This window comes from Sporomusa sp., from assembly GCF_035561155.1.
In the GTDB taxonomy this organism is placed as follows: Bacteria; Bacillota; Negativicutes; order Sporomusales; family Sporomusaceae; genus Sporomusa.
This window is the reverse complement of the sequence record NZ_DATMYD010000141.1, coordinates 33,135-54,110: the sequence shown is the minus strand read 5'-3', so window position 1 is coordinate 54,110 and position 20,976 is coordinate 33,135. Positions and strand designations below refer to the sequence as shown.

Annotated in this window: 18 protein-coding genes; 4 read left to right on the top strand and 14 right to left on the bottom strand. The window is 45.9% G+C overall.

The features are described from left to right. The first annotated feature begins 154 nt into the window (after window positions 1–154). From VN447_RS18685 to VN447_RS18670, 4 genes are read left to right on the top strand one after another with little or no spacing between them, the layout of a single operon-like run. The gene (locus VN447_RS18685; protein WP_325527114.1) at window positions 155–2,125 is read left to right on the top strand and encodes a glycosyltransferase; all 1,971 of its coding nucleotides are present in this window, start codon (window positions 155–157) and stop codon (window positions 2,123–2,125) included. Then, window positions 2,122–3,855 (top strand): tetratricopeptide repeat-containing glycosyltransferase family 2 protein, encoded by a 1,734-nt coding sequence (locus tag VN447_RS18680; RefSeq protein WP_325527112.1) that lies wholly within the window; start codon window positions 2,122–2,124, stop codon window positions 3,853–3,855. The genes VN447_RS18685 and VN447_RS18680 overlap by 4 nt, the downstream gene beginning before the upstream one ends. Next, the gene (locus VN447_RS18675) at window positions 3,852–5,387 is read left to right on the top strand and encodes a glycosyltransferase (protein ID WP_325527109.1); all 1,536 of its coding nucleotides are present in this window, start codon (window positions 3,852–3,854) and stop codon (window positions 5,385–5,387) included. Before VN447_RS18680 ends, VN447_RS18675 begins: the two co-directional genes overlap by 4 nt. Then, a complete protein-coding gene (locus VN447_RS18670) occupies window positions 5,356–6,870 on the top strand; it encodes a glycosyltransferase (RefSeq protein WP_325527107.1) in 1,515 nt (504 codons plus the stop codon). Before VN447_RS18675 ends, VN447_RS18670 begins: the two co-directional genes overlap by 32 nt. An 84-nt stretch (window positions 6,871–6,954) precedes the next feature. Here VN447_RS18670 and VN447_RS18665 read toward each other — a convergent pair whose 3' ends face one another. The 14 genes from VN447_RS18665 to VN447_RS18600 all read right to left on the bottom strand — a co-directional run bounded on the left by VN447_RS18665 (window position 6,955) and on the right by VN447_RS18600 (window position 20,815). Further along, window positions 6,955–7,386 (bottom strand): hypothetical protein, encoded by a 432-nt coding sequence (locus tag VN447_RS18665; protein ID WP_325527105.1) that lies wholly within the window; start codon window positions 7,384–7,386, stop codon window positions 6,955–6,957. A 185-nt stretch (window positions 7,387–7,571) separates the two neighbouring features. Continuing rightward, window positions 7,572–7,994: an EamA family transporter gene (locus tag VN447_RS18660; RefSeq protein WP_325527102.1), complete on the bottom strand. Its 423-nt coding sequence runs from the start codon at window positions 7,992–7,994 to the stop codon at window positions 7,572–7,574. A gap of 255 nt (window positions 7,995–8,249) precedes the next feature. After that, window positions 8,250–9,503: a zinc-binding dehydrogenase gene (locus tag VN447_RS18655; RefSeq protein WP_325527100.1), complete on the bottom strand. Its 1,254-nt coding sequence runs from the start codon at window positions 9,501–9,503 to the stop codon at window positions 8,250–8,252. A 14-nt stretch (window positions 9,504–9,517) separates the two neighbouring features. Continuing rightward, the gene (gene ptsP, locus VN447_RS18650) at window positions 9,518–11,233 is read right to left on the bottom strand and encodes a phosphoenolpyruvate--protein phosphotransferase (protein ID WP_325527098.1); all 1,716 of its coding nucleotides are present in this window, start codon (window positions 11,231–11,233) and stop codon (window positions 9,518–9,520) included. An 8-nt stretch (window positions 11,234–11,241) separates the two neighbouring features. After that, the gene (locus VN447_RS18645) at window positions 11,242–11,511 is read right to left on the bottom strand and encodes an HPr family phosphocarrier protein (RefSeq protein WP_325527096.1); all 270 of its coding nucleotides are present in this window, start codon (window positions 11,509–11,511) and stop codon (window positions 11,242–11,244) included. 32 nt (window positions 11,512–11,543) lie between these two features. Further along, window positions 11,544–12,506, bottom strand: a complete 963-nt coding sequence (gene pfkB / locus VN447_RS18640) for a 1-phosphofructokinase (RefSeq protein ID WP_325527094.1) — start codon at window positions 12,504–12,506, stop codon at window positions 11,544–11,546. Between the two features lie 16 nt (window positions 12,507–12,522). Further along, window positions 12,523–13,284: a DeoR/GlpR family DNA-binding transcription regulator gene (locus tag VN447_RS18635; RefSeq protein ID WP_325527092.1), complete on the bottom strand. Its 762-nt coding sequence runs from the start codon at window positions 13,282–13,284 to the stop codon at window positions 12,523–12,525. 37 nt (window positions 13,285–13,321) lie between these two features. Then, on the bottom strand, window positions 13,322–13,753 hold the full coding sequence (locus tag VN447_RS18630) for a PTS sugar transporter subunit IIA (protein WP_325527090.1): 432 nt from the start codon (window positions 13,751–13,753) through the stop codon (window positions 13,322–13,324). A gap of 144 nt (window positions 13,754–13,897) precedes the next feature. Next, complete coding sequence (locus VN447_RS18625; protein WP_325527088.1) at window positions 13,898–15,310, bottom strand: PTS mannitol transporter subunit IICB; 1,413 nt, start codon at window positions 15,308–15,310, stop codon at window positions 13,898–13,900. Window positions 15,311–15,603: 293 nt separating this feature from the next. Next, the gene (locus tag VN447_RS18620; protein WP_325527086.1) at window positions 15,604–16,770 is read right to left on the bottom strand and encodes an amidohydrolase; all 1,167 of its coding nucleotides are present in this window, start codon (window positions 16,768–16,770) and stop codon (window positions 15,604–15,606) included. Further along, window positions 16,751–17,593, bottom strand: coding sequence for an NAD(+) diphosphatase (nudC, locus tag VN447_RS18615; protein WP_325527084.1), 843 nt, complete (start codon window positions 17,591–17,593; stop codon window positions 16,751–16,753). Before nudC ends, VN447_RS18620 begins: the two co-directional genes overlap by 20 nt. A gap of 363 nt (window positions 17,594–17,956) precedes the next feature. Next, on the bottom strand, window positions 17,957–19,228 hold the full coding sequence (locus tag VN447_RS18610) for a lactate racemase domain-containing protein (RefSeq protein WP_325527082.1): 1,272 nt from the start codon (window positions 19,226–19,228) through the stop codon (window positions 17,957–17,959). Window positions 19,229–19,300: 72 nt separating this feature from the next. Beyond that, a complete protein-coding gene (locus VN447_RS18605) occupies window positions 19,301–20,464 on the bottom strand; it encodes a UxaA family hydrolase (protein WP_325527080.1) in 1,164 nt (387 codons plus the stop codon). Window positions 20,465–20,518: 54 nt separating this feature from the next. Further along, entirely contained in the window at window positions 20,519–20,815 is a 297-nt protein-coding gene (locus VN447_RS18600) for a UxaA family hydrolase (protein ID WP_325527078.1), read from the bottom strand. Between the last annotated feature and the right edge of the window lie 161 nt (window positions 20,816–20,976).

The window sequence follows — 20,976 nt, the reverse complement described above, 5'->3', positions numbered from 1 at the left end:
TTGTCTGTAGATTTCTCTACTCAACCTATAATATGTTGATTAACAATTTATGTGCTGCTCTTTACCTTTTTATGTAAAGTACATATCTATCTTGAGTGAACGAGGAATATACCCCAAGCATATACTGGTAAAAAAATATAATGGGGTATATGCAATGAGTAACAAGATCAGCTTGTGTATGATCGTAAAAAATGAAGAGATTAACCTAGCGCGGTGTTTACACAGCGTGGCCGGAGCCGTCGACGAAATCATCATTGTAGATACAGGATCATCAGATCAAACAATACAAGTAGCCGAACATGCCGGAGCTCAAGTAATCGCTCATATCTGGCAAGATGATTTCAGCGCTGCCCGCAATGTGTCCTTAGAATTGGCTACCGGCGACTGGATCCTTTTTCTGGATGCCGACGAGACTTTGGAGCCTGGAACCGCCCAAGCGCTACGTCAAGTGGCAGAGTCAGATACCGATGGTTACTTTGTAAAAATCATTAACTTGATCGGCGTGGAAGGAAGCATTGAAACCTGTCCGGATTTGGTATTTCGCATGTTTCGCAACAAACCGGAATATCGATTCCGGGGAACCATTCACGAACAGATTGTCGACGTCATTTTAGAAAAGAACAGGCAGGCAAAATTCCAGATTGCCGAAAATATTGTCCTTCGTCATTACGGTTATTTAACCCAGCAAATTATCGAGAAAGATAAAAAAAACAGGAACCTATCTATTATTAAAAAGCAAATGGAAAGTGATCCGGATAACAACACGCTGCGTTACCACTACGGTGTAGAGTTGTATCGAATAGACAACTTTACCGAGGCTGCGGAAGAACTCACCAAGGCAGCGAACAATACCGACCCGAGTACGATTTACTACCCCAAATTGCTACGGTATATTGTACTAGCTCACTGTGGGGCCCAGCAATATGACCGCGCGTTAGAGGCTATTTCACTCGCCCTAAAGTTCTTTCCCAATTATGCAGACTTATATTATTACGGTGGTTTAATCCATCTGGAGCAAAAAAATTACGCCGGAGCCTTTGATTGTTTCCAGAATGCGCTCTCAATGCCCGAACAGCCAGCCTACTATGCTCCTTTCAGCGGTAGTCGGGGATTTCGGGCCTATTATCAAATTGCCCGATTAGCAGAAGCGTTTGGAAATGAAGAAGAAGCCTTGCGCTATTACATTCTAAGCTTGCAGGATAATCCAGGGTTTACCATTACTCTGTCGGCCATTGTTCGCATCTTAAACCCCCGCAAAGATCCCGAGTATACCAAGCAGGCTATGGAGAAGCTTTGTGATTTCTGCACCACGGATGCCAAACGTCTTATTGGTACAGTGTATTTTACGGAAGGAGCCTACCGTTTGGCACTTGACTATTTTGAAAAAATTGAGCCTGCAGATATAGATGATTACACCAGCATGCTGAAAGCAATATGTCTAATCCAGCAAAAAAGGATACTTGAAGCAATGCGTTTATTAGATGCCATCCCCCTCAATCATCCGCAATACCCATTAGCAAGAATGAATGAGATACTCTGCTTCTGGCTAAATAAAAACCGTACAAAAGTACGCGTACTGTGTGAAAATTTCCTGGCTGTTGGCTTGTCTGCTGATACGGGCGCAGTTGTCATCATGCTGAAGGATTCCTTGTATAAGCGTGGCTCTGCTCCCCCGGCGGTCCTCGGGTTGGAGGGGATGTCACTTGTGAAGGACATAGTTTTGCGTGCGCTCGACCTGCAGGAGTTACAGCTTGCCGAAGGTTTGTTAGCAAAAGTCGCAAAATCAACACAAAAAGAATACGCCCTGGATTTAGCCCGAATTTTTGCGCACTATGAATATTGGGATACTGCAAAGTTGTATACAGAGCTATACTTGGAGGAACATCCAGACAACGCAGATGCCTGGTGCCTGATGGGGGAAATACTACGGCAAAGTAATCAATCAGAAGAAGCTTGCCTATGCTACCGACGTGCACTATCGATAGCACCACAACAGCCGCAGTATTACGTTAAATTAATCCGATTGTACCAGGCGATGCGGCAGGAACTGCTATTCGAGGCTGCCCGGAAGTATCCTGATATGCCCCTTTTTCGCGAGTTGCTGGAGGAGGCTGCGAAACAATGACACTGCAGCAAATCTCTTTGGCGATGATTGTTCGCAATGAAGACACGCGTCTCGCTCAGTGTCTGGAAAGTGTCAAAGACGCAGTCGATGAAATCGTGATTGTCGATACCGGGTCATCTGATACTACGGTGGATATTGCCCAAAAATATACAACAAAGATATACTCCTACCAGTGGAATGACGATTTCGCCGCAGCCCGTAATTATGCCATCGAGCAAACAACCGGGGATTGGGTACTGTCATTAGATGCCGACGAACAACTAAGCATCGACTCAGGGGCACTGAACTTATTAGTAAACCAATCAGAATATACTGCTTTTTGCCTGCCGCTTTGCGCACTAAAGACTTGCAATGAGTATCGTGAATATGACCGTTTTATGGTGCTGCGGTTATTCCGGAGGAATTACCGCTTTACAAACCCTGTCCATGAATACGTGTCCATAGATGACCCCACGACTGTGGGCTATACTTGTCACCCCGTAATTTGGCATACGGCAGTTTCCACTTCTGAACGCCGCACCCGGCGAGGGCGAAATATCCGACTGTTAAAGACTGCAATAGCCTTGAATAACACTGACCCCTATTTGCATTATTATCTGGGCACCGAATGGCTGGGAGTAAGCTGTACGGACCTCGCTATTGCCGCTTTTCAAGTAGCTTTAAGGCAATTCGCTACCGCACAGACAGTGTTTCGCACTCCAGCAGTCCGGCACCTCATTAGCTGTTATAAGCAGTCCGTCAAGCTTGATGAGGCAATCCGACTTTGTTTAGAGGAAAGTGAACATTATCCAGAGTATTGCGACCTCTTCTTTGATGGAGCAGTTCTTTTTGAATTACAGGGTGAATATGCACTTGCAATAAAATGGTTTCAAGAGGCTATTCGCTTAGGCCCACCGCCACTGACGTTCTTTCATACCGATGGAACGGATAGTTATCTGGCTTACTATCATCTGGGCTATTGCTCAGAAAAGCTCAGTTTAATAAAAGAGGCAGAAAAATATTATGAGCAGGCTTTGGCTACCAGCCAAAATTACTACTACCCTTTATATCCACTGGTTCTATTAAAACTGACGCAACAGCCTGCGCTCGAGGTGTTACGCTTTCTCCGTGAACAAGATTATCTTGAGGTTAGCGAGGTTGCGGGAAAAATGGCAGAACTTTTCTGGACAGCTGGATTTCCGGATATCGGTGTTCAATGTTTAGAGCCCAAGGTGGCTCCTGACGCTCGCGAATTAGAGATATTGGTTACCTGCCAGTTGTATAGCGGCGAAATCGCTGGAGCACTGCAATCAATTCTGCAAATGCGCCAGCAGGGGATAGAACCATCAACCACAGTAGCGGTGGATGAAATCGTCGCACTTATGCTTTTAGACCGTTATGAAGAAGCACGACTACAGATGTGGAGCCTTTGGCAAAAGCCGGACAATCGCGATGTATTCCGAGCTGTATTTTGTCTTTATAAAAAGCTGTGTCACAATGCCTCCATTCCCTTAGCCAATCCCCAAGCGACTGCTACTCTTCTCGCTCTGAGTAATCGTTGTCTGCAGGTCCGGACAAAAGATTTTTCTAAGCAGCGTCGCTTTGCCGCTGTGATCGCTGCTATTAAAGGACTTCTTGCCAATGATGCAGAGTCGTTAGCATTAGTCATCCACGAACTTAGCGTAAAAGAACAAGGTGTAAGGCAAAGTTTGGACTACACCTTCTCTACACTGCGAGGATTATACCAATGAACGGCACTATCTCAATCTCTTTATGCCTTATCACAAAAAACGAAGAACATTGCCTGGCTCGCTGCCTTGAGAGTGTACAGCAACTTGTCGATGAAATTATCGTCGTTGATACGGGATCAGAGGATGCTACCGTAAAAATTGCAGCAGAACTAGGTGCCTCCGTATTTTTCTTTCACTGGGTGGATGACTTTTCTGCAGCTCGTAATTATGCCATTAGCAAAGCACAGGGGCAATGGATATTAGTATTGGATGCTGATGAGGTTCTAGCTCCCTTATCCCGCCAAGACCTATTCGCCTACATGGAACACTCACCGGCAGAGGGCTATTATTTTCAGATTGCCAGTTATCTGGATTGCGGCAATAAGACCGTAGAAGACTATGTGGTCCGCTTATTTAAGAATGCGCCTGCATATCGCTTTAGTGGAGCAATTCATGAACAAGTTGCCGGTAGTATTCAAAGTTGTAATGTACACAATGGATTGGTTTTTGCCCCCTATACCATTCACCATTATGGATATCTGCTAAAAGAATTAGAAGAAAAACATAAATTTGACCGGAATACCACTATCATTAGCAAGGCACTGATGAAAAACCCCCAGGACCCTTTCTTGCACTATAGTCTTGCAATTGAGTATTTGCAGCATAAAGACTTTAAACAGGCCGGTTTATTACTGCAAAAAACTCTCACCCTGCTGCGTGGTGAAGAAGGCTATATCCTCCAGGTATTAATGGCGCTATTACTAACAAAATTAGCAGAGCCTGACGATACCCACGCCGAAGCATTATTCTCCAGTGCTCTAGAAACCCTGCCTGACAATGGTGATTTATACTGCCTATACGGGGTATGGCTTATGCAACATAATCGATTTCCAGAGGCGGCCAAGGTATTAGAGGCCGCATTATCAAAAAACATAGACTTGGTAGAGCCTGGCCAACTGCATTCTTTTTTAGGGGATGTATACTTTCTTGCAGGCAAAATCGATCAGGCTATCGAGAATTATACAACTGCATTATCTAAAACGCCGGTCGACTTGTATCCACTGGCGCGGCTACTAGCCCTGTGGAGTAACAGGTCTAGTCTGCACCTATGCAACTCTATATTGAGCAGACTTACACCCGAAATCACGATGGGTTTGTTGCAGCGCGCAACACAAGCAGGCAGATTTGATCTGGCAATTGCTATTATTTTGTTAGCAATCATTGAAAGAACCAGTGCAAAAGACATCCCGCGGATTGTCGCAGCCTGCACCGCATATGTGCAATGCTTGTTAACAGCATCTCCTGCACATTGTTTAGACACCGCTGTGTTCACGCTGCTGTCGCAAAGCGGGGAAGAGCTAGTACTCCAGAGCCGATTGCTGGAAATGTCCGGCGGTCACTCAACGAAGGTGCAGCAGGCATTAATCGCTGGCGCGCTTCAAAATCTTCTGCTGATTTCAACAGTTGTTCAGCGCTGCTTCCCAACTGATCCAGTCAAGTTCTGGAAGGGGGTATTTATCGATGAAACGCGTTTTGATTGCCAGTCCCATTAAACAAAAACCCGCCATTCTGACCGAGTTCCTTGCTTGCTTGCAATCGCTGGATAAGACGGGTCTTACGCTGGAATTTATCTTTATCGATGACCATGATTCCCCAAGTATTGATCTGCAGGAATTTGCAGCGGCCAATCCCGGTGTTACTATTTTGCAAGGTACGGAACGCTCCCAGGCTTATCGATGCAATGAGCAGACACATTACTGGCAGGAAGATATTGTGTGGAAAGTAGCAAAATATAAGGATTATTTCATCCATTTAGCCCGGGAAGAGCAATATGACTATCTGTTCCTCGTCGATTCTGACTTGGCTCTGCATCCAAAAACCATAACTCATCTTGTTAGTCTCGGCAAAGACCTTGTCTCCGAGGTCTATTGGACCCAATGGGAAAAAGAATTGATCCCGCTGCCGCAGGTGTGGTTAGGGGGTCAGTACCGCCTGCATGAAATCGAGGGTGGAAAACCATTGAGCGAAGAAGAAATCACCAAACGCCAACAGGACTTTATCAATAGGTTACAATGCCCCGGAACCTACAAGGTAGGTGGTCTGGGGGCCTGCACCTTGCTCAGTAAAGAGGCGCTGGCTGCCGATATTTCTTTCGCCAAAATAGACAACTTGGACTTAGTCGGTGAAGACCGGCATTTTTGTATACGGGCTGCGGTGTTAGGCTTCGAACTATATGCCGACACGTATTATCCCCCATACCATATGTACCGGGAATCGGAACTACCCGGACTCATGCTTCACAAAGAAAAATATGACTATCAGGAAAGTAGGCAGTCGCCCCGCTTGACTCTAGCTATGTTAGTACGTAATGAAGCAAATCGTTATTTGGAAAAAGTACTTACCCATGCGGCCAGCTATGTCGACCAAGTAGTCATTCTGGATGATGCCAGTACAGACAATACTGTCGAGGTTTGCCGACGATGTCTTGCCAATACTCCGCACCAGATTGTGGTAAACACCGCAGCGGGATTTCATAATGAAATTGTGCTGCGTAAGCAGCTATGGGATATGGCCGCAGCAACAAAACCAGACTGGATACTGATTTTGGATGCGGACGAAACCTTCGAAGACCAAATTATCCAGATGATGCCTTTTCTGCTGCGCAATCCTCAGGCAGATATCTATCATTTTCGTTTGTATGATATGTGGAATGAAACACAGTATCGTGAAGACAATTACTGGCAGGCACATATGCATTCCCGACCATTCCTGGTGCGCTACCAAGATAACCATGATTATATTTGGCAAGAAACCCCCCAGCATTGTGGTCGGCTACCCTTGAATCTTGGTAATCTGCGGGGGGTTCCCTGTCAAATCCGGCTGAAACATTGGGGCTGGGCTCGTCCGTCCGATCGCCTTGAGAAATATTATCGTTACAAGAAGCTTGACCCTAATGCAATTTACGGCAATAAGGAGCAATACCAGTCGATCTTGGACCCTAAGCCCAATCTGATTAGCTGGCAGGATTCTAACTAAGCCGTCCCCGCGAGCCTGCCGGGCTTGCGAAAAAAACCTCTTGTAGTAAGATAAGCTTACTACAAGAGGTTTTTTATAGTTCCGTTAAATTTTGATGTCAATAATGGCCGATATTCCAACACCCTGTACACGGGTAAAGTTGGTGGGATTAGTACTGTCGATAGGCACTAACGCTTTAACCCTAAACGTATTGCTGTTAAAGTTACCTTCCATTTGGATGACTGCTTCGGTTTTATCAACTAATTCTTGCGAGCCTGTAACCTGAGCAGCTCCTATGTAACCGCGATTCCCAACAGAAAGGATAGGGACTACCTTGGTGGCGAATTCACTTCCAGCACCATGTTTAAAGGTCAGCTGGTTTATGAAATTGTTAAGGGGTGTTGAGAATTTATCTATAAGTATAGAAATGCCGCCGACCTTAAGAATATCACCGAAGTTAAAAGCCTGCGACGCGGGAACAGCGGTAACCGATAGCAAGGAAACAAGTACCATACCAATAATAAGCTTTTTTTTCACGATGGACTCCCTCCACGTCAAATTTAGTTTTCCAACTATAATTTGATTATACCTCAAGTGACTAAGTAGTCCAACGTTCCTAAGTCAGGAAAAAGCCTTTTTTTGCACAGTTTTGTCCACATATATCTGTTTTACAGCCGAATAGACACGAAGACGTTTTTTGGCATTCGCGCCCCCTTAAGTCTCTAATATTTTATAAGAACTATACCAAGGACAATGAACATTGATGCTAAAACCTTATAAATCGTCACTTTCTCTCCAAGAAATAGTATCCCTAAAAACATTGCCACTAGTGGAAATGCTGCCACAACTGGTGATACCCGGCCTACATCACCAACTTTTAACGCAAAATAGTAGGCTAGCTGGCCTAATAATGCGGCGCATATTCCTTCCAGGCCAATGTACATAGCACTTTTTGCCGTTACTTCGGTCACGAGGCCCCACTGGCCCTTGACTGTCACCGTCACTACAAGCAATAAGCTAATGATCACACTGCGTATAGTAAGCGCGGCTAGTGGCTGTACCTCACCCAGCCCAAGCTTCCCAAAGATCGGAGCTATGCCCCAAAATACCATTGCAATTCCAGCTAAAAAATATGCGTTCATCATTCTGTCCTAGCCCCCTGTTCGCGTTGTGAAGTTAGACCACGCACAGTGTCAAACCTTCAATACTTACATGTAGAATTCTCAACGCATTAAATAAATCCTCTACTGTATCGGCAGCAGACAAATTTCCAGCAATCTTTATTCCTATGATTCCTCTGGATTTGCAGTTGTATCGGGACTACATTACATAGCCTGTAATGCAGGTAAACCCGGCTCAATTTTGAGCCGGGTTTACTCATACTTTTTTCCAAAGGATTGTTACCAGTGCTCCAGCAAATACTTTTCTGCTTCCGCACTCCACAAGCCCTTATTACGGTTAGTTATTTCAGCCAGTTTAGCAAAATGGTGATTGGTTTTCCCTTTGGCTGCAAAATCCTCAATGGCGGTTAATTCCATATCAATACCGGTATAGATCAGTTTTTTCCCGCCTGGTAGCTCAGGTAATGCTAAGGTCGCTTCTGCGACACTGTCTATACCACCGATGTGGGTGACCATGACAGCAGGATTGATCAGATTCTTTTCGGTCATCCGCAGCGATTCAATCATATCATTGGTATTGCCGCCAGTAGTGCCCATCACATGGGCAGCATTGTAATGAACATTATAGTAGTTGAGCAATCCGGAAAAGGCCGTATCGGTCGGACCGGCAAAGAAGTTCAAGCAACCGTCACGCCCCAGGATTTGATCAGCCTGCTCCACTACCGTTCTTATTGGTGTATACACATGGACATCGTCAAACCCTGTACCACCAGTGAGCTCTTTTAAATATTTAGGCACATCACTGATGCCCTTGGTGTTGACAAAAATAAGCTCAGTACCGTCCTTTTTAACTTCCGCCGGTGGAAAGATCGCCTGAGCCCTCGCAATTTTAGCTTCATCAACATCTGTAACCACAATCATTCCCGGCCGCCGTCCGCCATATAGAGCATAATCAATTGCGCCCAGCCCCATAGGTCCGGCTCCTGCCAGAATAGCAAGTTTGCCGCCTTCGACAATCCCCATCCGGTGCTCATAAGAACCCATGTCAGTATGGTAACTGGCATGGAAGGCACCAATGATGCAGGACATCGGTTCCGCAAGTGAGGCATCATAATAGGCATCACCCTCGTATTTTAACAAGCATCCCAATTCCATCACTTCCTGGGGCAAAATGGCATATGTGGCCGCACCACCGCAATAACGGTAGGAATACCCTGGTGAATCCATACTTCCTTTATAGTTTAAAGCCGGTTGCATAGCAAACTTCTCTCCCGGCTTAAACTGGTGCTGCCATTTGGCACCTACTTCCACAATATTCCCCGCCATTTCATGGCCGATAATAACCGGGTGTTCAGCGACATCTTTGGGCACACGTTTATGATCCGGTCCGAGAATTGCTGCCTTATAACTGGACATGCAGATACTGTCGGAAATGACTTGAACCAAAATCTCATCGTCTTTTATCGCCGGCAACTCAAAGGTTTCCAGACGCAAATCTTTTTTCCCATACAATCTTACTGCGCGTGTCTTCATTTTTTTATCACCTCTTAAGATACCATTTTGTTGTAAGACTTTAACATATCGGTTACTTCTGCCGCGGTCGCACAATCAAGAATTTTATCAACAAAACCTTCGCTGGAAAGTTTATCTCTATCCAGCCCGGACAGTGCCTGACGCATCTTCGGTAATAATCCCGGCGACATACTCAATTCATCTATTCCCAGACCTGCAAAGAAGGGAGCCAATACACTATCGCCGCCCGCTTCACCACAGATACCAGTCCATATACCAGCCGCTTGGGCTGTCCGTGCCACCTGGGCAATCATGCCTAATACCGCCGGATGGTAGGCTTGATATAAATCGGCAACTTCACTATTCTCGCGATCGACAGCTAATGAATATTGGATCAAATCGTTAGTGCCGATACTAAAGAAATCAACCTCTTGGGCTAGTTTGGCTGCAATCCAGACTACGGCCGGAACTTCAATCATCATTCCGACTTGAACAGAACCCACCGCATGGCCCTGGCTAATAACAGCTTTTCTTGCTTTTTCAAGATATTCCTTGGCTCTTCGCAGCTCTTCCAGGTTTGATATCATCGGGAACATCACGGCTGTCGGACCTGCTGTTGAGGCCCGCCAGATGGCACGCAGCTGAGTTTCAAAAAGTTCCGGTCTTTTGAAACATAACCGCAAGGCACGGACCCCTAAAAACGGGTTCTTTTCTTCAGGCAGGTCTAAAGCAGGAGCCCTTTTATCGCCGCCAATATCCAGAGTCCTTATTACGGTTACATGGGGGGTACAGGCGGTAATCACCTCAGTGTAAGCTGCGACCTGCTCTTCTTCAGTGGGAAGAACATCACCCATAAATAAAAACTCGGTACGGTATAGGCCTACACCTTGCGCTTTGAAACGGTGTACCAACGAAACGTCGGAAGGGTTGCCAATATTGGCAGCTAACGTCATGTTGGCATAAGCCTGTGCTTCTTCAGCCGGCATAAGCGCATGATTTGTTCCCACAGTACTCGGCAGCGCATCAAGGTCCGCCGTGTCAAGAGCGCCAATCCACCCCTCATCACCGTCAAGCTCTACCGCCTTGAACTCTATCAATTCTTCCCAGCCGTTATTTAAACCAACAACCGCCGGAATACCATAGGTACGGGCAAGAATAGCAGCATGTGATGTTTTTCCGCCTTTACGGACAATAAAGGCCGCTACACGATCCTTAGGTAAAGAGATGGTTTGGGCCGGTGTTAGTTCCTCAGCCATAACAACCCAGTTGCCGATTGGCGGGAATTGAATTAATCCTGCACTATTGCCGCCCAAATGCTGCAGAAGCTGCTGTGAAACATCCTGGATATCAACAACCCGCTCCCGAAAGTAGGGATCATCCAAAGCAGTTAACATCGTCACTGCTTCATCGGTTACTTGCCTTACTGCCTGTTCTGCTGTCCAGCGCTTGCTTTGAATACCTAGCGACATCTCGCCGGTAAAGGCCGGGTCACTAAGCAGCAGCCGGTGAGCCGCAAAAATCTGAGCCAAATCTTCCCCTTTTTCGGCTCTAACCTGCTCTTCAAACTGAATGAGCGCCTGGTCTGTAATCACAATGGCTCTTTGCAGGCGCGCAAGTTGGCTTTGGCTATCTACAGAGCCAGGGGCATCTGCTACCGGCTCCGGAGCAGAACCGGCTGTACGGAGCAGCCAAGTTCTACCTGCTGCATAACCTGATGATGCTCCAATTCCCTGCCATCTTTTTTTATCCATAGATCAGCCTACTCTCCCTTTTCCGCCAATTCAGCGATCAGCTTTGCCAATTCGCTTGACGCGGCCACTTCATCAGGACCGTCTACAGTCACTTGGACACTACTGCCGGCAGATAACCCTAGCGAGAGAATGCCTAACAGGCTTTTCCCATCTACTTCACGGTTGGCTTTGCTAAGTCGAATGCTGCTTTGAAACTGGCTGGCTGTCTGAACCCATAGAGTAGCAGGCCGTGCATGCAACCCGCTTTTATTATTAATTACGAATTCACGTACAATCATTTTTTTCACCTGCCTAGTGTATTTGATTTTATTTAAAAAGCCGCTGCCTCACTGCTAATGTGGACATGCGCCAGTAATTTTTCCACTTCTTTGACCGGACCTGCTTGCGTACCGGGCTGAACAACAGAGGCAGTGGCAGCAGCTGTTCCCAGACGGGCACAATCCGCTAATGACAAGCCCTGGGTTTTTCCGACAACAAAACCGGCAACCATAGCGTCTCCGGCACCTACCGTACTATTAGCGACAACAGCCGGCGGTCTGACTAAAAACATTTGCTCTTTTGCGGCCACAATCGCGCCCCGGGCTCCCAAGGTCACAATGACCTCATTAATACCGCCAGCCAGCAAATCGGCGATAGCGGCTCTAATTTCAGTTTCTTTTTCCAACGGCCGGCCAATTAATTGACCGAGCTCCTCTAAATTCGGCTTAATGGCATAGGGGACCGCCTTAATGCCTTCGCGCAGGGCCGGTCCACTACTGTCAAGGAACACCTTGGCTCCTTGTTGCCGCAATAGTGCAATCAACCGGCCATAAATGTCATCAGATACGCCTTGCGGCAGACTGCCGGCAATAACAAACCACTGGTGCTCCTGGGCAAGACCCCGTATAACTGTTTCAAGTTCTTCCATGTCCTGGCCGGAACAATTCAATCCCGGGAAGTTAATTTCGGTTACCCGGCCGCTTTGATCGTCGACAATTTTAATGTTGACCCTGGCTGCGCCGGCAACCTCCACAAAGAAATGTTCAATGGCTTGTTTATGAAAGTACTCATAAAAACTCTTACTATTATCCTGCCCCAGAAAGCCGGTAACACAAGCCGGGTGCCCGAGGGCCCGGACTACCTTAGCAACATTTATGCCTTTACCGCCTGGATCAATACGCTGTTGATTAACTCGATTGACCTCTCCCACTTGAAACTGTGGTATATATACAGTCTGATCCAGCGCGGGGTTTAGAGTAATTGTTACAATCTGTTGCTGTCCGTTATTGTTCATAGCCGGTCACCTCCCGTTATAGAATAGTTTGTGTCATGATTCTGACTAAAGCGCCAAGTTGCTGGTCATCGGCGTCATTAATCCCCTTGTCAGTGATTAACAAGTCAATCTCCTCAAGACCACAAATCCGGCATAAACTTCGCTGACCGATCTTGGAATGATCGGCTACCAGAATTTTCTCTTTGCCGGCCTGGAGCATATATCGTTTGGTCTCTGCCTCAGTCAGGTTTGGCGTGGTGATCCCAAATTCGGCATCAATACCGTTAGCTGCTAAAAACACCTTGTCAAAATACATCTTCCGCAAGGCATCATTGGTCAGATACCCTACTAATGCTCGTGTATTTTTCCGAAGTGTCCCGCCTAACAATACTGTTTCCACACCGGCGTCGTCACTAAAAACCTGAGCAATATCCATACTATTGGTCGCAACAGTAATTTTTTTAGAACGCAATAATCGAGCGATTTCCAGCGTGGTTGTTCCTGAGTCAATGAGTACAGTCTCACCATCATTCACCAAGTTAGCTGCTAAGGTGGCAATCTGTTGTTTTTCCGTTAAAAAGCGAACTTCCTTTTCCTGAAAACTCATTTCAAAGCCTGTCTGTACTGAAATGGCTCCCCCGTGTGTCCGTTGGATGAGGCCGTTGTCTTCCAGTTCTTGCAAATCCCGGCGCACCGTAGACTCTGAAACACCGAAACGTTGGCTTAAACTAGTTACCGTTACCGGATTACCTATTTTAACAAGTTGTAAGATCTCAGTTTTTCGTTCTTCGGCAAACATAATTTCCTCCAGTCACACATTAACCATAGTTGGACATTTATTCGATATTTTCGTCAAGATAGGCAAATAAGTCCTCTTCGCTCTTGGCGGCCATGAGTTTTTCCTTTTGCTCAGCATCCATGAGAATGGTGGCCAACCCGCCCAGCAGGGCAACATGATCTTCATTGTTACCGGCAATACCGAAGGCCAGATATACCTTTTTACCGTCAATCCATTCGATGCCCTGAGGCACCTTTAGTACGACAATGGCCGCTTTTTTTACCAGGCTGCGGCTTTCCTCAGTACCATGGGGAATTGCGACCCCCTCGGTAATATAGGTGCCAATATCCTGCTCGCGTTTATGCATGGCTGTAATATATTCAGGATGCACTGCCCCGGCCTGAACAAGTTGACGGCCTAAAAATTCAACAATTTCGTCCTTGCTATTAAAGTCAGCCTTTATAAATACCAGATTACGGTCAAAACGCATGATATTCATTCTCCTTAGCTATCAGTATATTGGGGAATAACAAACCGCGCCGCTGAACAAGACGATTGAAACAACCAAGCCAGTCCGGCGGCGCGCTATCACCTGTTTAAGAAAGGTTATACCGCTGTCATGCAGGCAGTAATCTTAACACTGTTTGATCACTTCGTCATAAACCGGAGAATTAATAAAATCCTGCACGCCATACACCCGGGTCCCCGGTGATGCTATTTTCCTGGCACTTTCGACTAAGCCCATCGCCGTCAATACAATGTCTGCATCTTGGGGGATTTGATTCACCGGGCTATGGATAACCTCGATATCTTTTTTCCCTGCCTGGGCAAGTTTTTTCTTAAGCACAGAGACAGCCATAACTGACGATCCCATACCTGCCTCACAGGCAAATACAATCTTTTTCACCAGTCCTGCTTCTTTAGTTGCGAGAGTTTGGCTATTAGCCGCCTGAGGACCTTGTTCTCCAACCTTAGACGGTTTCAAGGATTTGACCAGTTGTTGAGCACTTGCAAAATCCGCGCCGCTCTGTTCGTCAACATTGCCACTATATGCACGGACAAACGGACTGGAGACCAGGAAAGATACAATGGTGCCTACAGTAATACCTGCAAGAACCCCGAACAGGCCGCCTTTAGGAGTCATAGCAATCAGGGTAAAGATGCTTCCCGGTGAGGGAGTAGCAACTAATCCGGCATTAAGCAATAAGAAGGTTAAGTCTGCCGCCATGCCACCGGCAATAACCCCAATAAGGCATAGGGGATTCATCAATACATAAGGGAAATAGATTTCATGAATACCGCCAAGAAAATGAATAATGATAGCACCTGGTGCGGACTGTTTCCCCATGCCTTTGCCAAACACCCAATAAGCCAACAGCAGTCCCAGACCAGGGCCAGGGTTTGCTTCCAGCAAGAAAAAGATGGACTTGCCAAATTCTTTGACTTCTGCAATGCCAATGGGTGAGAACACCCCATGATTAATGGCATTGTTCAAGAATAATACCTTACCAGGCTCAATCAGCAGGGCCAAGAGCGGCAACAGCTTGGCTTCGGTAATGACTTTCGCTGTATTACCGAGAAACGTAGCAAGGCTTGCGACTACCGGGCCAATAATGTTATAGGCAAGCAGAACCAGAATCATGCCTAAGATGCCGCCAGAAAAATTATTGACCAGCATCTCAAACCCGGTTGGAATCTTGTTTTCAATCATTTCGTCCCATTTTTTTATGACCCAGCCACCAAATGGCCCCATAATCATAGCTCCGATAAACATGGGGATGGTGCTGCCAACAATGACTCCCATGGTAGCAGTAGCGCCAATTACCCCGCCCCGCAAGCCGTAAACAAGGCGGCCACCGGAAAAGCCGATTAGCGTCGGTAGCAGATATTGAATCATCGGCCCGACAAGTTTGGCTAAATATTCGTCAGGAACCCACCCTGTGGGGATAAAGAAAGCGGTAATAAACCCCCAACAAATGATTGCCGAAATATTGGGTATAACCATGCCTGCCAGAAAACCACCGAATTTTTGAAGACTCTCTCTCATGTTCTCCCTCCTTAATCTCTGATCTCAGTTGTATTTTCGCTCATCAATCGCCGCTCATTCACCTTCTTTCACGCTCAATCATTTTTGATCGTTTTTCGAGGTAAATTTGATATTATTTGCTCGTTTATTATTATTTATGCTCATTATAATTCCACACTTACTCATTGTCAATACAATTCGGAAAATACAGTCACCGTTAAAATGTGGAAGTATTGCTCTTTCTTGCAAAAAAAATCACCGTACCCCTCACTGGGTACGGTGATTTTTCTCGATTATTATCTTTCCGTATCGCGTTACGAATTAGAACAGGATTTTGGCGCAGATAGTGTATAGGCAATTTCCCCTGCCCCGCTACCGACTAGCTTATCTACCATGTAGAGCAGAATATTTACCCCATTTATTAATGCAGCCGGATTAAAAACCATAGCTGGATTATGAAGCCCGGGTGTTAGATCTGCACCCAGACCTATATAACCAGTTTTCAAGCTTGGTTTGTGCTTTACAAAAAAGTGGAAATCCTCGCCACCCGGCGTAGTGATCGGATCTAGCACCCCTTGTTCTCCCAGCACAGCTGCTATTGCTTCTCTGGCTAAAACAATCATATCGTCATTATACTCCGCTGCCGGGCAGCCACCTGTTAACTCAATAGCTGCGCAGGCACCAACAGTAGCTGCCCCGCCTTTAATTGCCTGGGTAGCCTTAGCTTGTAATTCTTCCATAACGGCGTTGCTCTGAGCTCGCAGGTCAAATGCCATATATGCTCTATCAGGAATCGCATTAAGAGCGGCACCGCCAGCCTGAAGTTTAGTAACCTTGGCGGTTGCCGGGATGACAGGATTTACGTGGATCGCATTAATTGCATTTACCACTGCTGCAGCCGCATCTACGGCATTAACCCCCAGGTGTGGTCTAGCTCCATGACTAGCTTCTCCTTGAATTTCGGCCTCCATAATATAACTGGCTCCATGGCATAGTGCCGGTGTTGCCTGATTCAATTTAGCTTCTTGAATTGGCCGTAAATGAATTCCCAACAGAATATCTACATCCTCAATAACCCCATCTTCAATTGTACGAAGTGCACCGAATAATTTTTCTTCGGCGGGTTGAAAGAAAATCTTTACTTTACCATTCTTGATGCTTCTCGGGACTATAGCTTCGGCCACTGTTAACACCATAGCAGCATGCGCATCATGTCCACAAGAATGAATGGCACACTCCTGGCCATTAACACTGTGGGCCAACGCATCCATATCTGCCCGTATACAGATCGTAGGTCCCGGATGTCCACTATCCAACAGGCCGGTGACGCCTGTTCCACCGATTCCGGTTTTTACATTATACCCAGCCTTTTCTAGCTGCTCTGCTAAATAAGCGGCTGTTTTAAACTCTTCAAAACCGACTTCAGGCATAGAATGAAGAAGACTCCATACTTCTTTTACTCTAGTTTCCAAATCTGTCATATAGCACCACCTCTATCAACCTGCCGGCAATAGTAGTATTATTCGGCCTTGGCGGAAGATTATCGCATCCATACCAATCGGCATCGTCGATCTCTTCACCATCAACAATAATTTCTCCACTTTCATATTCGGCAATAAAACCAACCATTAAGGAGTCTGGAAAGGGCCAAGGTTGGCTGGCAAAATATTTTATATTCTTTACCCTTATGCCGACTTCTTCCATGACCTCTCTTGTTACACAATCTTCAAAGGTCTCTCCCGGCTCTACAAATCCTGCAAGTACGCTATACCAGTTGGGTCTAAAGTTTTTATTGTGGGCGAGAAGGATTCTGTCACATCTCACAACGGCAACAATTACAGCCGGTGAAATTCGGGGGTAATATACAGAACCGCAACTTGAACACACCTTTGCCAACTCACTTCGTTTTGGTTCTGTCATCGCTCCACATTTACCGCAAAACTTATTCATTCGATTCCAATTTACTATTTGAAAGGCTCTACCCGCTAGCAAAAATATATCTTCTTCTACCTGATCCAGCAATGTTCTTAACTCTTTGAAACTCATACCCGCAGGAATATCGACTAAGTCATTGACCTCCATACAATAGCACGGATATCCATCCAGCTCTCCGAGATATTGCTTATTTATAAATGCCGGTTCTATTCCACTGAAATCTTTACTGGTAGGTATGTTTGGATGCTCTAAACCCTCTTTAATGAGTATTTTAGTACCCTTAAAAATAAACATCCATACTAACTCAGCATCATCATTGCGGGGAGTAACGGCTGGTATATATCTTTTATAAATGCTATTATCAGTCATAAATTCACACCTTTTTGGTCTTCTTCCAATTCGACTCTATTATATCAACCTGACTTTATATAGTGTTATTCGATAAGAAACACTTTCATTATACAGTATGTGAATAAGAAATAAAATTGACCATCCGAAAATGTATGTTCTTGCAGATCCCAATGCTTGTGGCAGCACTTACAACGTTTATGCCCAATATCCAATCATCCCCAATAGCTGCCACCGATATTGTTTACAAAAAAACGGCCTCACCCCCGCATTCCATAAGGGTTGAGACCATTTTTGTGCGTTACCAGTGATAAAGTTCTCCGTATTGGATCAAGAGTGTATGATTCAGGTTAGCTCAAACCACCTGAGATTTCACTTTCCCTATTAACCGATAAGGTTGCCGGCATCATCAAACTGCATCTCCGTAGGATCGCCGCAAATTTCAATATCCGGATTGGCCTGTGCTTCCTCCAAAAGGGCCTCAGAGATAAGTATCTCCCCCAGATGGAGAGTGTCTTTAATCCTAACCAGTTTGACCTTTGACATGTCCCGGGCATTGCAGGTCTTAACTGCAGCCAGCAGTGCTTCCCTGTCATCGGCCATAACCATAGGAAGACGGGCAGGCGCGGGAGTTGTGTTTGTTATGCAATTGGCATAGGTGTAATCAAAATCGATCTTATTAAATAATTTACGAGTCGTATAATCCCCGACACCTATTCCACAAGCATTGCCATTAGTCTCTTTTGTCAAATCAAGGACTACCAGTTTATTGACGTCCGGACCACCGCTAGCATACGGGGTGGGGTAACGCCCGGTTATGTTTGGATCCATCCCATCACCAGATATCTCCTTGCCTATCTGATCCACGACAAGAACATCAATCGAGTCAAACAAAATTCGCGGCATCTTAGCTTTGGCCTCAAACAACAACTTCTGGTCCACATCCATAATATTTTCTGCAGGAACGGCTACCAGGGTAGAGATTTTGTCATAGGCGTTTTCGACAGTTCCGATAGCAAACAAAACCTTGCTGCGAGCAATTTTAACCTGCGCCATTTCAAAAACATGCTCGGCCATATGTTTAAAACTATACATATGACAGGTCTCTGCACCCTTTTGCTTCCCTAGACCAATGGTAAGCATTTTCGCTAACCCGCTTTCACAAGGTCCCCGGTAAGCAGTATGGGGTTTTATACGGTTAATGACTACAATGCCGTCTGCTTCATAGGCCTGTTTATCCATATGCACAGCCAGACCATTATCGATTTTTCCAATCTCAACGACTTCCATCGATGAGATGATTGGACAACCAACACTTTCTTCCGTGACGCCAAGATTGGCTAGTACCCTCTCTTGCCCACTAGCAGTTGCGCCGCCATGACTGCCCATTGCCGGTACGACGAAGGGTTGCCCGCCTCGTTTTTTTATTTCCACCACTGTAAGCCGGACAAGTTCAGGAAGTTTGTCAAGACCCCGGCTGCCAACCGCGATAGCAATGCGCATGCCCGCTTTTACCCTATCACCGATGCCCGCTTTAGCAAACTCCTGCCGGATAGTTTCTGATATATCGCTCACTTCTGTTACCTTAAATTTTTGGCGAATTTTCACCATTCGCGGTAGTTGAGTCCCCTTCAGCAGTTCTTGTATAATACTCACAAAAAGTCCCCTCCTAGATCCCATATAGTTATAGATTTAACTGGCTTGCTTTAAAAACCATTTACTATATATCTACATAGTTGGCCCAATACGGACAATAGCAAAATCGTTATGTCCCAAGACCTCAGCCTTGGTAATTTTACCAGATGCAACCTCTACCATCTCCGCAAATATACGTTGGCCAACCTGCTCAACCGTTTCCTCACCGGTTATGATTGTACCTGCGTTCACATCCATATTGTCTCTCATTCTATGAAACATGGCTGAATTGGTCGCTACTTTGATGGTAGGTGCGATTGGCGACCCGGTAGGAGTACCGCGGCCTGTTGTAAATACGCAGATATGACAACCGCCAGCCACCATTCCGGTCAATTGTTCAATATCATTACCTGGAGTATCCATAAAGACAAGTCCCTTGGTAGTTATCTTTTCCGCCCAGCGGATGACTTCTTGCAACGGTCGTGTTCCACCCTTATACACACACCCCAAAGACTTTTCTTCAATGGAGGATATCCCACCCTCAATATTACCTGGTGTGGGATTACTTCCCCGCATATCTACTCCCATTTTCTTGGCAGAGTCCTCGAAGTTCCTAATGGTCGTGTAACACCGCTGCTTTACATCCTCATTAACTGCACGTTCTGCAATAATATGCTCGGCACCAATTAGTTCTGCGGTCTCAGCAAGTATCGATGTACCGCCGGCGTCTATTAACATATCACTAGCCGCTCCCAGCGCTGGATTGCCCGAAAGCCCTGAGCAGGCATCAGAGCCGCCGCATTCGGTTCCAAGAATGAGTTCTGATAGGTCGATAGTCTCTCGTTTCAGCACAGACGCTTCCACCATCATGTTCTGTGCAGCAACCGCGCCGGCTTGTATCGATTTATTTGAGCCGCCCTCGTCTTGAATAATAATAGTATGTACAGGTTTGTAAGGGCATTGTTTCTTGATTTCTGCTGCCACATCTTGAGCACGTATCACTTCACAGCCTAAACCTACCACCACTATCCCGTAGACGTTGGGATGAATACCATGACCGATAAAGGCGCGAGCTGTCTGCTTCGCATCTTCTCCTAACTGGGAGCAACCATGCTGATGCTCAACCCAGGTAGTTCCTCTTACATTCGTGGCAATACCTCTTGCCACTTGATTGGCGCAATTTACTGTCGGTAAAATCAGTACATGATTGCGAATTCCGACTGTTCCGTCCGGACGGCGATATCCCATAAAGTTCATATCTTTACCACTCCTGTGCCATAATTTGTAATACATCTGATACAAGCCATCTTATCAGTCCACTAGGTCTCCGCGTCCACGACAACCGCCTAGATTATGAACATGGGTGTGCTGTCCAGCTGCTATATCTGTAGTTGCCACCCCGATAACCTCACCATACTTAATAATCTTTTCATCCTTTGAGATACTTCTAATGGCTACTTTATGAGCAAAAGGGATTTTATCGGTTACACGAAGGCTTATAATTTTACCCTCAATATTGATTTCAATATCCTGACCTGGTGCAATATCCTCAGTTACAGTTGCAACATTGTCTTTAGACTTCATAACGATGGCTTTGAATTTACTCACAACTACGCCTCCAAGACTTATTTAATTGCCGCTAATTTGTAATATTAGCAATATTCGTGCCAGATTGGTTTTAACCTCTGTGATTCTAAAAAAGAATAAAAGATTCTCCGCCCACAGGCGTAAAGCCTGAATCCGGCTCCCCTATGGTTATGCAACAATTC

What these genes read in the sequence shown, in the direction of transcription:
- VN447_RS18685 (WP_325527114.1), top strand. Translation starts at nt 155, where the DNA reads ATGAGTAACAAGATCAGCTTGTGTATGATCGTAAAAAATGAAGAGATT.
- VN447_RS18680 (WP_325527112.1), top strand. Translation starts at nt 2,122, where the DNA reads ATGACACTGCAGCAAATCTCTTTGGCGATGATTGTTCGCAATGAAGAC.
- VN447_RS18675 (WP_325527109.1), top strand. Translation starts at nt 3,852, where the DNA reads ATGAACGGCACTATCTCAATCTCTTTATGCCTTATCACAAAAAACGAA.
- VN447_RS18670 (WP_325527107.1), top strand. Translation starts at nt 5,356, where the DNA reads ATGAAACGCGTTTTGATTGCCAGTCCCATTAAACAAAAACCCGCCATT.
- VN447_RS18660 (WP_325527102.1), bottom strand. Translation starts at nt 7,994, where the DNA reads ATGATGAACGCATATTTTTTAGCTGGAATTGCAATGGTATTTTGGGGC.
- VN447_RS18655 (WP_325527100.1), bottom strand. Translation starts at nt 9,503, where the DNA reads ATGAAGACACGCGCAGTAAGATTGTATGGGAAAAAAGATTTGCGTCTG.
- ptsP (WP_325527098.1), bottom strand. Translation starts at nt 11,233, where the DNA reads ATGGATAAAAAAAGATGGCAGGGAATTGGAGCATCATCAGGTTATGCA.
- VN447_RS18645 (WP_325527096.1), bottom strand. Translation starts at nt 11,511, where the DNA reads ATGATTGTACGTGAATTCGTAATTAATAATAAAAGCGGGTTGCATGCA.
- pfkB (WP_325527094.1), bottom strand. Translation starts at nt 12,506, where the DNA reads ATGAACAATAACGGACAGCAACAGATTGTAACAATTACTCTAAACCCC.
- VN447_RS18635 (WP_325527092.1), bottom strand. Translation starts at nt 13,284, where the DNA reads ATGTTTGCCGAAGAACGAAAAACTGAGATCTTACAACTTGTTAAAATA.
- VN447_RS18630 (WP_325527090.1), bottom strand. Translation starts at nt 13,753, where the DNA reads ATGCGTTTTGACCGTAATCTGGTATTTATAAAGGCTGACTTTAATAGC.
- VN447_RS18625 (WP_325527088.1), bottom strand. Translation starts at nt 15,310, where the DNA reads ATGAGAGAGAGTCTTCAAAAATTCGGTGGTTTTCTGGCAGGCATGGTT.
- VN447_RS18620 (WP_325527086.1), bottom strand. Translation starts at nt 16,770, where the DNA reads ATGACAGATTTGGAAACTAGAGTAAAAGAAGTATGGAGTCTTCTTCAT.
- nudC (WP_325527084.1), bottom strand. Translation starts at nt 17,593, where the DNA reads ATGACTGATAATAGCATTTATAAAAGATATATACCAGCCGTTACTCCC.
- VN447_RS18605 (WP_325527080.1), bottom strand. Translation starts at nt 20,464, where the DNA reads ATGAACTTTATGGGATATCGCCGTCCGGACGGAACAGTCGGAATTCGC.